This window comes from Agromyces chromiiresistens (assembly GCF_029167465.1).
Lineage (GTDB): Bacteria > Actinomycetota > Actinomycetes > Actinomycetales > Microbacteriaceae > Agromyces > Agromyces chromiiresistens.
In genome coordinates, this window is sequence record NZ_JARFNL010000004.1 from 257,267 (window position 1) to 271,815 (window position 14,549).

General features: G+C 72.2%; 11 protein-coding genes. 4 read left to right on the top strand and 7 right to left on the bottom strand.

The window, feature by feature from the left end; all coding sequences use genetic code 11:
• Positions 1-88: 88 nt before the first annotated feature.
• From araA to PX701_RS08680, 3 genes are read left to right on the top strand one after another with little or no spacing between them, the layout of a single operon-like run.
• A complete protein-coding gene (araA, locus tag PX701_RS08670; protein ID WP_275506052.1) occupies positions 89-1,612 on the top strand; it encodes an L-arabinose isomerase in 1,524 nt (507 codons plus the stop codon).
• Between the two features lies 1 nt (position 1,613).
• The gene (locus PX701_RS08675) at positions 1,614-2,606 is read left to right on the top strand and encodes an aldose 1-epimerase family protein (protein ID WP_275506053.1); all 993 of its coding nucleotides are present in this window, start codon (positions 1,614-1,616) and stop codon (positions 2,604-2,606) included.
• Positions 2,607-2,652: 46 nt separating this feature from the next.
• The gene (locus PX701_RS08680; RefSeq protein WP_275506054.1) at positions 2,653-4,071 is read left to right on the top strand and encodes a GH1 family beta-glucosidase; all 1,419 of its coding nucleotides are present in this window, start codon (positions 2,653-2,655) and stop codon (positions 4,069-4,071) included.
• Positions 4,072-4,087: 16 nt separating this feature from the next.
• On the opposite strand, the gene PX701_RS08685 is transcribed toward PX701_RS08680, so the two are convergent.
• Positions 4,088-5,404 (bottom strand): xylulokinase, encoded by a 1,317-nt coding sequence (locus PX701_RS08685; protein ID WP_275506055.1) that lies wholly within the window; start codon positions 5,402-5,404, stop codon positions 4,088-4,090.
• A gap of 20 nt (positions 5,405-5,424) precedes the next feature.
• Positions 5,425-6,615, bottom strand: coding sequence for a xylose isomerase (gene xylA / locus PX701_RS08690; protein ID WP_231428984.1), 1,191 nt, complete (start codon positions 6,613-6,615; stop codon positions 5,425-5,427).
• Between the two features lie 113 nt (positions 6,616-6,728).
• Between xylA and PX701_RS08695 the strand changes: the two genes are divergently transcribed.
• On the top strand, positions 6,729-7,760 hold the full coding sequence (locus PX701_RS08695; RefSeq protein WP_231428983.1) for a LacI family DNA-binding transcriptional regulator: 1,032 nt from the start codon (positions 6,729-6,731) through the stop codon (positions 7,758-7,760).
• Positions 7,761-7,797: 37 nt separating this feature from the next.
• On the opposite strand, the gene PX701_RS08700 is transcribed toward PX701_RS08695, so the two are convergent.
• The 5 genes from PX701_RS08700 to PX701_RS08720 all read right to left on the bottom strand — a co-directional run bounded on the left by PX701_RS08700 (position 7,798) and on the right by PX701_RS08720 (position 14,539).
• Positions 7,798-8,499, bottom strand: coding sequence for a polysaccharide deacetylase family protein (locus PX701_RS08700; protein ID WP_275506056.1), 702 nt, complete (start codon positions 8,497-8,499; stop codon positions 7,798-7,800).
• Positions 8,492-10,186 carry a glycoside hydrolase family 43 protein gene (locus tag PX701_RS08705; RefSeq protein ID WP_275506057.1) on the bottom strand — a complete coding sequence of 565 codons (1,695 nt, stop codon included), beginning with the start codon at positions 10,184-10,186 and terminating at the stop codon, positions 8,492-8,494. The genes PX701_RS08700 and PX701_RS08705 overlap by 8 nt, the downstream gene beginning before the upstream one ends.
• Complete coding sequence (locus tag PX701_RS08710) at positions 10,183-12,540, bottom strand: beta-xylosidase/alpha-l-arabinosidase (RefSeq protein ID WP_275506058.1); 2,358 nt, start codon at positions 12,538-12,540, stop codon at positions 10,183-10,185. Before PX701_RS08710 ends, PX701_RS08705 begins: the two co-directional genes overlap by 4 nt.
• A gap of 92 nt (positions 12,541-12,632) precedes the next feature.
• A complete protein-coding gene (locus PX701_RS08715; protein ID WP_275506059.1) occupies positions 12,633-13,505 on the bottom strand; it encodes a carbohydrate ABC transporter permease in 873 nt (290 codons plus the stop codon).
• Entirely contained in the window at positions 13,502-14,539 is a 1,038-nt protein-coding gene (locus PX701_RS08720; protein ID WP_231428978.1) for a carbohydrate ABC transporter permease, read from the bottom strand. The genes PX701_RS08715 and PX701_RS08720 overlap by 4 nt, the downstream gene beginning before the upstream one ends.
• Between the last annotated feature and the right edge of the window lie 10 nt (positions 14,540-14,549).

A 14,549-nucleotide genomic window follows, 5' to 3' on the forward strand; every position in this document is an offset into this window, starting at 1 on the left:
TGGCCGCGGCGCGCCACCTCTTCCGCGGCGGGGCCGTCACGGCCCCGCCGCGGACCAGACCCCGGCCGACCAGGCCAGAAGGAACGACATGACCCGCACCAAGCTCTCCACCTCGCTCGACGGCTACGAGGTGTGGTTCCTCACCGGCAGCCAGCACCTCTACGGGCCCGAGACGCTCGCGCAGGTCGCCGAGCAGTCCCGCGCGATCGCCGCGCAGCTCGACGAGGCGTCCGACGTGCCGGTGCGGGTCGTCTGGAAGCCCGTGCTCACCGACTCGGCCGCGATCAAGCGCACCGCGCTCGAGGCGAACGCCGACGACCGCGTGATCGGGCTCGTGGCCTGGATGCACACGTTCAGCCCCGCCAAGATGTGGATCGCCGGTCTCGACGCCCTGCGCAAGCCGCTCGCCCACCTGCACACGCAGGCGAACGTCGAACTGCCGTGGGCCGACATCGACTTCGACTTCATGAACCTCAACCAGGCGGCGCACGGCGACCGCGAGTTCGGGTACATCCAGACGAGGCTCGGCGTGCCGCGCAAGACGATCGTCGGGCACGCCTCCGACCCGGCCGTGCAGCGCGAGCTCGGCACGTGGCAGCGCGCCGCCGCCGGCCTCGCGGCGAGCCGCGACCTGAAGCTCGCCCGGTTCGGCGACAACATGCGCTACGTCGCCGTCACCGAGGGCGACAAGACCGAGGCCGAGCTGCGGCTCGGCGTGCAGGTCAACACGTGGGGCGTCAACGAGCTCGCCGCGGCGGTCGCCGCGGCGACCGAGGCCGACGTCGACGCGCTCGTCGCCGAGTACGAGGAGCTCTACGACGTCGCGCCCGAACTGCGCCGCGGCGGTGACCGCCACGCGTCGCTGCGCGACGGAGCGGCCATCGAGCTGGGCCTGCGCTCGTTCCTCGAGGAGGGCGGCTTCGGCGCCTTCACGACGAGCTTCGAGGACCTCGGCGAGCTGAAGCAGCTTCCCGGCCTCGCGGTGCAGCGCCTCATGGCCGAGGGCTACGGCTTCGGCGCCGAGGGCGACTGGAAGACCGCAGTGCTCGTGCGCATCGCGAACGTCATGGGCGCAGGTCTCCCGGGCGGTGCGAGCCTCATGGAGGACTACACCTACGACCTCACGCCGGGTGATGAACTCATCCTCGGCGCGCACATGCTCGAGGTCTCGCCGTCGCTCACGACCGCGCGGCCCACGCTCGAGGTGCACCCGCTCGGCATCGGCGGCAAGGACGACCCCGTGCGACTCGTCTTCACCGCCGACCCCGGTCCCGCCGTCGTCGTCGCCCTCACCGACCTGCGCGACCGCTTCCGGCTCACGGCCAACGTCGTCGAGAACGTCGCGCCGCGCGAGGCACTGCCGAAGCTGCCGGTCGGCCGTGCCGTGTGGAAGCCCGCGCCCGACTTCGCGACGAGCGCCGGCGCCTGGCTCGTCGCGGGCGCCGCGCACCATACCGTCATGTCGAACGCGGTCGGCATCGAGGCCTTCCGCGACTTCGCCGAGATGGCCGAGCTCGAGCTGCTCGTGATCGACGAGCAGACCACGCGGGAGGGGTTCGCCCACCAGGTGCGCTGGAACCAGGCGTACTACCGCCTGGCGCAGGGGCTCTGAGATGACGGATGCCTCGCGGCCGGCGCTCGCGGCCACGACGGTGCCCCGATCGGGGCGGCAGTTCGGGATCGCCGCGCACGGGTACGCCGCAGAGATCGCGAGCGTCGGCGCGAGCCTGCGCACGCTGCGCTTCGACGGCCGCGACCTCGTCGTGCCGTTCGACGCCGACGAGGTGCGCCCCGGCTACCGGGGAGCGACGCTCGCACCCTGGCCGAACCGCATCGTCGACGGGCGGTACGCGTTCGCCGGCGACGAGCTCCAGCTGCCGCTGACCGAGCCCGCCCGCGGGCAGGCCCTGCACGGACTCGCCGCCTGGCTCGACTTCGCGCCGCGCGTCGTCGAGCACGATCGGGTCGTGCTCGCCGCGGTCATCGAGCCGCAGGCGGGATACCCGTTCCGCGTCGAGGTGGAGGTCGAGTACCGGGTCGATGCGGCGGGCCTCGGCCAGACCGTCACCGGCCGCAACCTCGGGCCCGACGCGGCGCCGTGGGGCACCGGCCCGCACCCGTACCTCATCGCGGGACCGGGACGGGTCGACGACTGGACGCTCGAGCTGCCCGCCGCCGAGGTGCTGACGGTGACGCCCGACCGCCTCAGCCCGCTCGCGGTCGAGCCCGCCGAGGTGCAGGGCTTCGACTTCCGTGCTCCGCGGGCCATCGGGCCGACGTTCATCGACCACGCATTCACGGGGCTCGCGGCATCGCCGGGTGGCGCGATCGACGCGGCGATCGGCGCCGGCGCCGAGGCATCCCCGTACCGGGTCGTGCTCATGGCACCGGGCGGCACCGGCGTCGAGATGGCGTGGGGCGCCGACTGCCCGTGGGTGCAGGTGCACACCGCCGACACGCCCGGTGCCGACGCGACGCACCGCATCGGCCTCGCGGTCGAGCCGATGACCTGCCCGCCCGACGCCTTCAACTCGGGCGTCGACCTCGTCGTGCTCGAGCCCGGCGCCGCCCACGTCGCCGGGTGGCGCATCGCCGCGCTCGGCTGACGGAACGTGACGGCCGGCATCGTCGCCGGCTCCGAGAGGTGCGAGGATGAGCGCCGTGACCAGTGCAGCGCCCCGTGACCACGGCCGTCTCGAGTTCCCGCGCGGGTTCGTGATCGGTTCTGCGACCGCGTCGTACCAGATCGAGGGCGCCGCCGACGAGGACGGCCGCACGCCGTCGATCTGGGACACGTTCAGCCGCACCCCCGGCCGCACCTGGAACGGCGACACCGGCGACGTCGCATGCGACCACTACCACCGGCTCGACGCCGACCTCGACCTCATGGCATCGCTCGGGCTCGAGGCGTACCGGTTCTCGATCTCGTGGTCGCGCCTGCTGCCCGGCGCCGGCGACCGGCCGAACCCGGCCGGCGTCGACTTCTACTCGCGCCTCGTCGACGGGCTGCTCGCCCGGGGCATCCGACCCATCGCGACGCTCTACCACTGGGACCTGCCGCAGGAGCTCGAAGACGCCGGAGGCTGGGTGAACCGCGACACCGCGCTGCGCTTCGCCGACTACGCGGGGCACGCCGTCGAGGCGCTCGGCGACCGGGTGCACACGTGGACCACCCTCAACGAGCCATGGTGCTCGGCCTACCTCGGCTACGGGTCGGGCGCCCACGCGCCGGGTCGCACCGACGGGGCCGCCGCGCTCGCCGCGGTGCACCACCTGAACCTCGCGCACGGGCTCGCCGTGCCCGAGATCCGGCGTCGCGCCTCGAACGACCCCGACGTGTCGGTGACCCTGAACTTCCACGTGATCCGGGGCGGCGACGCCGAGGCGACCCGTCGCATCGACGCCCTCGCCAACCGCGCCTTCACGAGCCCGATGCTGCTCGGCCGGTACGACGACGACCTCGTCGCCGACACCGCCGGGGTCACCGACTGGTCGTTCGTGCACGACGGCGACCTCGCGCTCGTGCACCAGCCGCTCGACGTGCTCGGCGTCAACTACTACTCGACCGTCACCGTCGCGATGTGGGACGGCGAGGGTGAGCGCAGCCGCAACGACGGGCACAAGGACGTCGGCGGCACGCCGTGGCCCGGCAGCGAGCACGTCGCGTTCCTGCCCCAGGCCGGCCCGTACACCGACATGGGGTGGAACATCGCGCCCGACGGTCTCGAAGACCTGCTGGTGTCGCTCGGCGAGCGGTTCCCGGGGCTGCCGCTCATGATCACCGAGAACGGGGCGGCGTTCGCCGACGTCGTGTCCGACGGGCCAGACGGGCCGCGCGTGCACGACGCCGAGCGCGTCGACTACCTGCAACGGCACTTCGCGGCGGCACGGCGCGCCATGGATCGCGGGGTCGACCTGCGCGGGTACCTCGTCTGGTCGCTGCTCGACAACTTCGAATGGGGCTACGGATACTCGAAGCGGTTCGGCATCGTGCGCGTCGACTACGACACGCAGCAGCGCATCGTGAAGGACAGCGGTCGCTGGCTGGCGGGGCTGCTCGCGTCGCGCTGACGTCGGGGGAGTGCCACTACGCGACGGCCGCAGCCTCGAGCGCGAGCACGGCTTGGCGCGCGGCACCGAGGGCGACGTACTCGCCGGGAGCGGGCACCTCGACCGGAAGGCCGAGGACGGCCGGAGCGATCCGCCGCACGGCCTCCGACTGCGCGCCGCCGCCGATGAGCAGGGCCCGTTCGAGCGGGATGCCGAGGGCGCGCAGGGCATCGAGGCCGGCGCCGAGCCCGCCCAGCATGCCCTCGACGGCGGCCCTCGCGAGGTTCGGACGAGTCGTCGAGGCGAGGGTCATGCCGGTGAGCGACGCGGTCGCGTCGGGCAGGTTCGGAGTGCGCTCGCCCTCGAAGTACGGCAGCATGGTGAGACCGCCCGAGCCGGGCGTCGCTTCGAGGGCGAGCACCCCGAACTCCTCGTGCGAGACGCCGAGCAGCGACGCGGTCACGTCGAGCACGCGCGCCGCATTCAGGGTCGCGACGAGGGGCAGGAAGTTGCCGGTCGCGTCGGCGAAGCCCGCCACCGTGCCCGAGGCATCGAAGATCGGCTCGCGGCTGATCGCGGACACCGTGCCCGACGTGCCGATGGAGACGATCGCATCACCGGGCTCAGCGCCGAGGCCGAGGGCTGCGCCGGCGTTGTCACCGGCACCGGCACCGACCCGGCGGCCCGACGCATCGGTCGTCGACCCGAACGGCCCGAGCACCCGTGGGAGCACCACGTCGTGGCCGAGCGCCGCGATGAGCAGCTCGCGGTCGTACGCGCCGGTCGCGGGGTTCCAGTAGCCGGTGCCCGAGGCATCCGAACGGTCGGTGACGAGCTCGTCGAGCACCGGGCCGCGTGGCGAGGTCCGAGCCGGACCGAAGCCGCGCAGCCGCCACGTCAGCCAGTCGTGCGGCAGCGCGACCGCGGCGACCCGAGACGCGTTCGCCGGCTCGTGATCGCGCAGCCAGCGCAGCTTCGTGATCGTGAACGAGGCGACCGGCACGAGGCCGGACCGCGTCGCGAGGCGGGCGGCGCCGAACTCGGCGATCAGGTCCTCGGCGGCCCCGGCCGAGCGCACGTCGTTCCAGAGCAGGGCGTCGCGCACGACCTCGCCGGACGCATCGAGGGCGACGAGGCCGTGCTGCTGCCCGCCGATCGACCAGGCCGCGACATCGTCGAGGCCGCCGGCCTCGACGATCGCGGCCTGCATCGCGAGCCACCAGGCCTCGGGGTCGACGGAGGTGCCGTCGGGGTGGGCGGCACGACCCGAGCGCACGACGCTGCCCGTGTCGGCGTCGACGACGACGACCTTGCACGACTGGGTCGACGAGTCGACCCCGAGGACGAGTGGCATGACCGTTCGCCTCGCGAGCTCTAGCGCGCGCCGAGCAGGTGCTCGGTGGCGAGTTGCTGCAGACGCACGAAACCGCCGCCCTTGCCGCCCAGGTAGGCGTTCGCGTCGAAGTCCTCGTACGCCGACCGGTCGGCGAGGAAGTCGGCGTAGCTCTCGCCCGGGTTCAGGGTCGGCACCGACAGCTCGTCGACCCGCGCGGCCGCGAGCGCCTCCTGCACCTCGGGGTCGGCGCGGAATGCCGCGGCGCGCTCCTTCAGCAGGAGATACGTGCGCATGTTCGCCGCGGCCGACTCCCACACGCCCTTCTCGTCTTCGGTGCGGCTCGGCTTGTAGTCGAAGTGGCGCGGACCCTCGTAGGCGGGGACGCCGCCGGGGCCGCCGTTCTCGAGCAGGTCGACGAGCGCGAACGCGTTGTGCAGGTCGCCGTGGCCGAACACGAGGTCCTGGTCGTACTTGATGCCGCGCTGGCCGTTGAGGTCGATGTGGAAGAGCTTGCCGTGGTACAGGGCCTGGGCGATGCCGGCGGCGAAGTTGAGGCCGGCCATCTGCTCGTGGCCCACCTCGGGGTTGAGGCCCACGAGCTCGGGACGCGCGAGTGAATCGATGAAGGCGATCGCGTGGCCGAGTGTCGGCAGCAGGATGTCGCCGCGGGGTTCGTTCGGCTTGGGTTCGATCGCGAAGCGGATGTCGTAGCCCTGGTCGACGACGTAGTCGCCGAGCAGGTCGACGGCCTCGCGGTAGCGCTCGAGCGCCTGGCGGATGTCCTTCGCCGAATCGTACTCGGCGCCCTCGCGGCCGCCCCACATGACGAACGTCCTGGCGCCGAGCTCGGCGCCGAGGTCGAGCTGGCGGAACACCTTGCGGAGCGCGTAGCGACGCACGTCGCGGTCGTTGGCGGTGAAGCCGCCGTCCTTGAAGACGGGGGCCGAGAAGAGGTTGGTCGTCACCATCGGAACGATGAGACCGGTGTCGGCGAGTGCGCCCTTGAGCCGGTCGATCTGCGTCTGGCGCTCGGCGTCGCTCGACCCGAACGCGAAGAGGTCGTCGTCGTGGAACGTGAGTCCGTAGGCGCCCAGCTCGGCGAGCTTCTCGACGGCGTGCACGACATCGAGGGGCTCGCGGGTGGGGCCCCCGAACGGGTCGGTGCCGTTGTACCCGACCGTCCAGAGACCGAATGAGAACTTGTCGTCGCGGGTGGGCGCGCTGGCCATGGAGGGTCCGCCTTTCAGCGTCATCGATGATTTGTTGGCAGATACAACATAAACCGCAGGAACAGCGCGCGCAAGACTTTCGCGCCGCAACTTTCGTGATTAGGCTTCGAAAGATGAAGACGGATGCCGCAAGCGAGCGCGTCACCCTCGCCGAGATCGCCGACGAGACCGGCACGAGCCTCTCGACGATCTCGAAGGTGCTGAACGGTCGCACCGATGTCTCGGACGCGACGCGAGAACGCGTCGAGCAGGTGCTGCGCGAACGCGGGTACGTGCGCCGCGGCCCAGCACGCTCCGAATCCCGCCCCGAACTGCTCGAGCTCGTCTTCCACGGCCTCGACCCGATCTGGTCGATGGAACTCATCGGCGGCGTGGAGGCTGTCGCGAAGGAGCACGGCCTGAGTGTCGTGCTGACCGTGAGCGGTGATCGCCATGCACCGGCTCCCGACTGGATCGAGGGCGTCATCCGGCGACGCCCGGTCGGCGTCGTGCTCGTCTTCTCCGAGCTCTCGCCCGAATACCGCGAACGGCTGCGGGCACGGGCCATCTCCTACGTCATCGTCGACCCCGCCGGCGATCCGTCGCCCGACGTGCCGAGCGTCGGCTCGGCGAACTGGTCGGGCGGCCTCGCCGCGACGCGTCACCTGATCGAGCTCGGGCACCGGCGCATCGCCGCCGTCACCGGGCCGGAGGACATGATGTGCTCGCTCGCCAGGCTCGACGGCTACCGCAGCGCGATGAACTCCGCCGGCCTCGCGATCGACCCCGCCTGGGTCGGCTACGGCAACTTCGAGGTGGGCGGGGGCCGAGATCGTGCGCGGGAGTTGCTCGCCCTGCCCGCCGACCGCCGGCCGACCGCGATCTTCGCCGGCAGCGACCTGCAGGCCCTCGGCGCCATCGATGCGGCCCGCGACGCCGGCTTGTCGGTGCCCCGCGACCTCTCGATCGTCGGCTACGACGACATCACCCTCGCGCCGTGGGTGAGCCCACCGCTCACGACCGTGCACCAGCCGCTCCGACGCATGGGCGAGGAGGCCGCGCGGCTCGCGATCCGCCTGAGCGGCGATCAGCCCACGACGACCCCTCGCATGGACCTCGCGACGAACCTCGTCGTGCGCGAGAGCACGGCGCCGCCGGCGGGCTGACGTCGGCCGCCTGTTGCTCGGCGGCACCGGGGCGGGCTCAGCCGCCGTCGCCGGATGCGAAGGGCGCGCCGACGGCCGGCGTGCCCTTCGGGAGGACGAAGGTCCAGCCGGCGGCGAGGCGTTCGGCCACGACGGTCTTCACGGCTGCGAGGGTGCCTGCCCGGTCGCCACGGTCGCCGGTGCCGCCGTCGTGCCCGAGCACGATCTCCCCGGGCTTCATCGCCGCACGCAGGTTCGACGTGAGCGTCGCGACATCCTGCGTCTCCCAGTCGCCGATCGTGTTGACGACGGCGAGCGGCTGCATGCCGAGCTCGACGGCGACCTGTCGCGTGATGCCCCAGCTGCCGTTCGGTGCCCGCCAGTACGGCACCGGCGCGATCGGGTCGCCGAGTGCGTCGCGGATGATCGCGAGGTTCTCCACCAGGTCGGCCCGCACCCGGCCCGCCGGCCACGAGCCCATGTCGGCGTAGCTCGTGGCGTGGTTGCAGAGCACGTGCCCCTCCGCGACGATCCGTCGCAGGATCGCCGCGCCCCCCGGGGCGGTGATCATCTCGCCGATGACGCAGAACACGGCCTGCAGGTCGTGCTCGGCGAGGAAGTCCAGCAGGGCAGGGGTGGTCCGGGGGTCCGGGCCGTCGTCGAACGTGAGTGCGGCGACGTCGCCCGTGCCGTCCGCGAGGTGCACGGGTGCGACGACCGGGTCGATCGCGCCCCCGGGAACGGCATCCGCTTCAGACATCGGCTCGTTCCCCCCGCTCCGCCGCATGGTCCAGCCGGAGCCGGCCGAAGTCGGCCCAGGGCGAGGACCCGGGGATCGGGCCGTCGGCCGAGCCGGAGCCGGCGGGCCCCGCCGGGACGGGCTCGCGGACGACGAAGACGCCGCCGACGACCCCGACGAAGCCACCGCCCTCGCTCGGGCTCAGCGGCGAGAGGTCGACGACGCCGACCGGGGCGGAGGCCGCGTCGTCGTCGGCGCGGTCGCCGCGCTCGAGGCGGGCGACCGCCCCGAACCCGTCGAGGTCGAACACGAGCCCGAGCCGTCCGGGCGGCGCCTCGACGCTCGCGAGCAGCCGGTCGTCGCCGTCGACGTGGAGCACGAGCTCGAGCACCCGGGCCGATCCCGAGCCGGGCACCTCGGTACGCGGACCCGGGTTCATGACACGGACCGCGAAGCGCACGTGACGGCGGTCGGTGAGCCGGAGCGCGAGCCCGGCGACCAGGCCGGCCGACGCGGTATCCGGGATCTCGAGCTCGGTCGAGAGGCGCGCGACCGGCTGCTCGAGCCTGAAGCCGACGAAGGCGTGGGGGACCGGTTCGGCGAGACCGCCGGAGACGGCCTCGAGCCGCAGGTGGCCCGGGCGCTCGCCGAGCCGTGCCCGGCGCATGCCGGGTGCCGTGCGGATCGTGAGCAGCTCGCGATGCAGCGCGGGCCCGTCGAACTCGTCGACGAGCTTCGACGGGCCGGGAGCGGTCGCGTCGGCCCAGGGCACCTCCACCTCGTGGCGGAGGCGGCCCTCGCCCGGTGCGAACACGGGCCAGCCGTCCTCGAAGGCGACGGGCACGAGCCACGTCTCACGACCCTGCAGGGCGTCGGCGCGCGTCATCCCGGTCCCGGCGAGCCGCCGGGTCGCGAGCACCGTGGCCCACCATCCGCCGCGGCCGTCGTCGACGAGGTCGGCGTGCCCGACGTTCGCCACGTCGACGTCACCGCCGAGGTGGCGGTGGGTGAGCAGCGGGTTCGCCTTCGACCCCGTGAACGGGCCGGTCGGTGCGGTGCCGCGGGCCGCGCTGACGGCGTGGTGGTGTTCGGTGCCGCCCTCGCTCGCGAGGAGCAGCACCCCGTCGTCGAGCCGGTGCAGATGCGGGCCCTCCGCCCAGACGGCGCCCTCGACGGCGCCGTGCCAGACGACGTGCTCCTCGCCCACGAGCCTCATCGCGGCGACATCCAGCTCGCGCACCCAGACCTCGGTCTGCTCGGGCCAGTCGCCGGGATCGGCGAGCCGGGTGCCGCACCACCACGCTCGGCCGTCGTCGTCGAAGAGGAGCGACGGGTCGATGCCGTGGGCATCCTCGATCCATGCCGGGTCCGACCACGGGCCCGCCGGGTCCGTCGCGGTCACCACGAAGCTGTCCTGTGCTCCCTCGTCGCCGATGAGCGTGCAGGCCACGAAGAAGCGGCCGTCGTGGTGGCGGATCGTCGGGGCGAACAGGCCGCCCGACGCCGCCACCCTCGACAGGTCGAGCTGCTCCTCGCGGTGCACCGCGTGACCCACGAGCTCCCATTCCACGAGGTCGCGAGAGCGGTGCACCGGCAGCCCGGGGAAGTACTCGAACGTCGAGGTCACCACGTAGAACTCGTCGCCCACGCGGCAGATGCTCGGATCGGGATGGAACCCCGGCAGCACGGGGTTGCGTGCTGCGGTCACGGTGCCTCGGTGCCGATCCGCTCGGCGTTCCAGACGGGGTGCAGCTCGCGGGTGTGGTCGACCACGCGCACCGGGCCGGTGAGCTCGACGGCCGCCGTGAGCGACAGGTCGGCGCTCGAACGGCCGAACCCGAGCACGAGCGCTCCGGGCTCGACGATGCGGAGACCGTCGCGTCCGGTGAACGACGCGAGATCGGCCGGCACCTCGACCCCCAACCGCACGGATGCCCCGGGCTCGAGCTCGATCCGCTCGAAACCGATGAGCCGTTGCAGCGGTCGCACGACGGAGGCCACCGGGTCGTGCAGGTACAGCTGCACGATCTCGGCCCCAGCCCGGTGCCCCGTGTTCTCGACCGTGAGCGACAGCCGGAATCTGCCGTCGGTCGTCGCCTCGGCCGCCTCGACCACGAGGTCGCTCCAGGCGAACGAGGTGTAGCCGAGACCGTGGCCGAAGGGGTATCTGGCTGTCGGGTCGATGTTCGAGACCTCGCTGCGACGCGCGAGCGTCGAAGCCAGGTACGTCGACGGCTGGGCGCCGGGGCTGGCCGGCACGCTGACCGGGAGTCGCCCGCTCGGGTTCACCCGCCCCGAGAGGATCGCGGCGAGGGCGCGCGTGCCCTCCTCTCCCGGGAAGAACGCCTGCAGGATCCCCCCTGCGCGCTCGGGGGCGGAACCGAGCACGTAGGGACGGCCGGCGAGGAGCGTGAGCACGGTCGGCGTGCCGGTGTCGAGCACCGCCTCGAGCAGGGCGCCCTGCGCGCCCGGCAGGTCGAGGGTCTCCGCATCGCAGCCCTCGCCGCTGGTGCCCCGGCCGAAGAGACCCGCTCGGTCGCCCAGCGCGAGCACGACGACGTCGGCGGATGCCGCGAGGTCGACGGCCGCCGCGATGCCGTCGGTCTCGCCGCCGTCGATCGAGGTTCCCGACGCCAGGGCGATCTCGGCCCCGGGGAACTCCTCGCGCAGCGCCTCGACGAGGGTCGGAAGCTCGATGCCCATCCCGCTCTCGGGGTGGTGCACGCCGACATGGGTCGGGAATCCGTAGCACCCCAGCACCGCGAGCGGGTCGTCGGCGGTCGGCCCGATGACGGCGATCCTGGCCGGGGCGGCGAGCGGCAGCGTGCCGTCGTTGCGGAGCAGCACGATCGCCTGCTCCGCGATGCGGCGCGCGAGTTCGCGGTTCTCGGGGGAATCGAGGTCGACGGAGCCCTTCGCCGCAGCGGCGGCCGGGGGCGCGGCCGGGTCGTCGAGCAGCCCGAGCCCGACCTTCTGCTCGAGCACGCGGAGGAGGGCCCGGTCGATGACCGCCTCGTCGATGCGGCCGTCGGCGACGGCGGCCCTGAGGGGATCGCCGAAGGCTTGGACCGTCGGCAGCTCGACGTCGATGCCCGCCTCGAGCGCGGCCACGGCCGCATCGCCCAGGTCGCCGGATGTGCCGTGCAGTGTCTGGAGGAAGGCCACCGAGAAGTAGTCGGCGACGACGGTCCCCTCGAAGCCCCAGGTGTCGCGCAGCAACCCCGTGAGCAGCTCGTGGTCGGCGGCGGTGGGCACGCCGTCGAGATCGGTGTACGCGTTCATCACCGAGCGCGGCCGGGCCTCGCGCACGACCATCTCGAAGGGCGGCAGCAGGACGTCGGCGAGTTCTCGGCGACCGACCGAGACGGGCGCGAGGTTGCGGCCGGCGCGCGACGCCGAGTACCCGACGAAGTGCTTGAGCGTCGCGACGATCCCGGAGGCTTCGAGCCCGACCACGTACGCGGTGGCGACCCGGCCCACCAGGTACGGATCCTCGCCGATGGTCTCCTCGACCCGGCCCCAGCGGGCGTCGCGGACGACGTCGAGCACGGGCGCCAGTCCCTGATGCACGCCCACCGATCGCATGTCCTCGCCGATTCGACGCGACATCCGCTCGATGAGGCCGGGGTCGAACGTCGCGCCCCACGAGAGGGGCACCGGATACGCGGTCGCGCCGTAGGCGGCGAAGCCGGCCAGGCATTCCTCGTGCACGAGGGCCGGGATGCCGAACCGGCTCGAGTCGACGATTCGCTCCTGCAGTCGTGCGAGCGACTGCGCGCCGACGGCCGCGTCGATCGGCGCGGTGCCGAAGGCGCGGGTGATCTGGCCGAGCCCCTTGGGCAGCAGGACGTCGAGGTCGACGACGCCGCTCATCTCGTGCTGGTGCGGGGCGACGTCGGCGCCGTCTTCGGCCGCGCCGATCCAGATGCCGTAGAGCTGGGCGATCTTCTCCTCGAGGGTGAGTTCGGCGATGAGGGCACCGGCTCGCGCGGCGGCCGGAAGCGACCGATCGCGCCACGGCGGGTCGGTCGTCGCGGCGGGTTGGGTCGTGGCTTCCGTCATCGTGGCTTCCGTCATCGTGGGGTCCGTGGTGGTCATGGCGGTCGTGCTGCGAGTGGTTCCGTCGGTCGCGGTATCCGTGATCGTCGGCTCGGTCATCCCTTCACCGCTCCCGTGAGGCCGCCGACGATGCGGCGCTCGAACACGCTGAAGAAGACGAGGGCGGGGATCATCGACAGCGAGGTGAAGGCGAGCACCTTCGCCGTGTCGACCGAGTACTGCGACGCGTAGGCCTGCACCCCGAGCGGGAGGGTGAACGCGGCCTCGTTGTTCAGGATGAAGAGCGGGAGGATGTAGCCGTTCCAGCTCGCGATGAATGCGAGGATGCCCACCGTGATGACGCCGGGCAGCGCGAGCGGCACGACCATCCGCCAGAAGAAGCCGAGCCGCGAACAGCCGTCGATCGCGGCGGCCTCCTCGATCTCGTCGGGGATGGCCCTGAGGAACGGCACGAGGATGATGATCGTCGTCGGCAGGGCGAAGGCGATCTGCGGCAGGATGATGCCGCCGAGCGAGTTCATGAGGCCGAGGTTGCGCACCATGATGTAGAGCGGCGTGATGGCGACCGTCATCGGGAACATGAGTCCCGCCGCGAACAGCGCGTAGAGCACGCCGCGCGCCCTGAACCGGTAGCGGGCGAGCACGTAGCTCGCCATGAGCCCGAGCGCGACGACGCCGACCGTGGTCACCACGGCCGCGACGGCCGAATTGAGCACCTGGCCCCAGAAGGTGGTGCTGGCCAGCACGTCGGCGTAGTTCGTGAACACCCAGGGCGCAGGCAGCGCCGACGGATCGGCCGTGATCTGCGAGTTCGTGCGGAAGCCGCCGATGATGATGTACGCGAGCGGCGCGAGCATGAGGGCGATCACGACGACGGCGACGACGTAGATGGTGGGGCTCCCCCACGGAAGCCTGCTGGTCTGCCGCGCCTTCGGCGGTCGGGGCAGGGCGATTGACGACGCGGTCATCGTTCCGTCCGTTCGGTGAGGGCTCCGGCCGTGTCGCGGCGGAGCACGAATCGCTGGTAGACGAGGGCGACGACGAGCGAGATGAGGAAGAGCACGACTGCGACGGCGTTGCCGTAGCCGTAGTTGCCGGCGTTGCGGCCGTTCGCGACCATGTAGGTCGCCATCGTCGAGGTGCCCGCGGTCGACGCGACGTACTGGCCCCAGATGATGTACACGAGGTCGAAGAGCTGCAGGGCGCCGATGATCGAGAGGAACGCCCAGATGCGCAGGGTCGGGCCGAGCAGCGGCAGCGTGATGCGGCGCTGGATCTGCCAGTAGGAGGCGCCGTCGATCTGCGCGGCCTCCGTGAGCTCCTGCGGGATGCCCTGCAGGCCGGCGAGGAAGAGGATGACGGCGAAGCCGATGTACTTCCACGTGAGGATGACGAGCAGGGTCCCCATGGCGATCGCGGGGTCGGCGAGCCAGTCCTGGGTGAACGCCCCCAGCCCGACCTTCTCGAGGAGCCCGTTCAGCGCGCCCTGGCTCTGGAGCATGAGGCTCCATCCGGTGCCGACGACCACTTCGGCGATGACGTACGGCGCGAAGATCAGCACGCGGATCGCGGACTGGCCGCGCATCGGGCGGTTCAGGAGCAGCGCGAGCAGGAGGGCGGCGGGGCCCTGGAGCACGAGCGACATCACGACGATGATCGCGTTGTGCGACAGGGCCTCGTGGAACGTGGGGTCCTGGAAGATCGTGACGTAGTTCTGGAGGCCGACGAAGTCGGTGGGCGGGCCGAAGCCCTTCCAGCGGAAGAAGCCGTAGTAGCCGGCCATGACCACGGGGAAGATGACGAACGCGAGGAAGACGAGCAGTGCTGGGCCGACGAGGACGGCGATCTCGATGGCCTTGCGCGGGTCGCGGCGGGGACGACGCCGGTCGCGGGGCGACGTTGCAGCGACCCGGCCGGCGGCCGGAGACGGCGAACCGCCTCCGGCCGTGACGTCGTCCGCCTCGACTCGTCCCGCAACGGGGGAGTTGGTGCGAACGTTCATGATGCGTTCG

Bases quoted from the DNA above. Each gene is read 5' to 3' on its own strand.
- araA (WP_275506052.1), top strand. From the start codon at position 89: ATGACCCGCACCAAGCTCTCCACCTCGCTCGACGGCTACGAGGTGTGG.
- PX701_RS08675 (WP_275506053.1), top strand. From the start codon at position 1,614: ATGACGGATGCCTCGCGGCCGGCGCTCGCGGCCACGACGGTGCCCCGA.
- PX701_RS08680 (WP_275506054.1), top strand. From the start codon at position 2,653: ATGAGCGCCGTGACCAGTGCAGCGCCCCGTGACCACGGCCGTCTCGAG.
- PX701_RS08685 (WP_275506055.1), bottom strand. From the start codon at position 5,404: ATGCCACTCGTCCTCGGGGTCGACTCGTCGACCCAGTCGTGCAAGGTC.
- xylA (WP_231428984.1), bottom strand. From the start codon at position 6,615: ATGGCCAGCGCGCCCACCCGCGACGACAAGTTCTCATTCGGTCTCTGG.
- PX701_RS08695 (WP_231428983.1), top strand. From the start codon at position 6,729: ATGAAGACGGATGCCGCAAGCGAGCGCGTCACCCTCGCCGAGATCGCC.
- PX701_RS08700 (WP_275506056.1), bottom strand. From the start codon at position 8,499: ATGTCTGAAGCGGATGCCGTTCCCGGGGGCGCGATCGACCCGGTCGTC.
- PX701_RS08710 (WP_275506058.1), bottom strand. From the start codon at position 12,540: ATGACGGAAGCCACGACCCAACCCGCCGCGACGACCGACCCGCCGTGG.
- PX701_RS08715 (WP_275506059.1), bottom strand. From the start codon at position 13,505: ATGACCGCGTCGTCAATCGCCCTGCCCCGACCGCCGAAGGCGCGGCAG.
- PX701_RS08720 (WP_231428978.1), bottom strand. From the start codon at position 14,539: ATGAACGTTCGCACCAACTCCCCCGTTGCGGGACGAGTCGAGGCGGAC.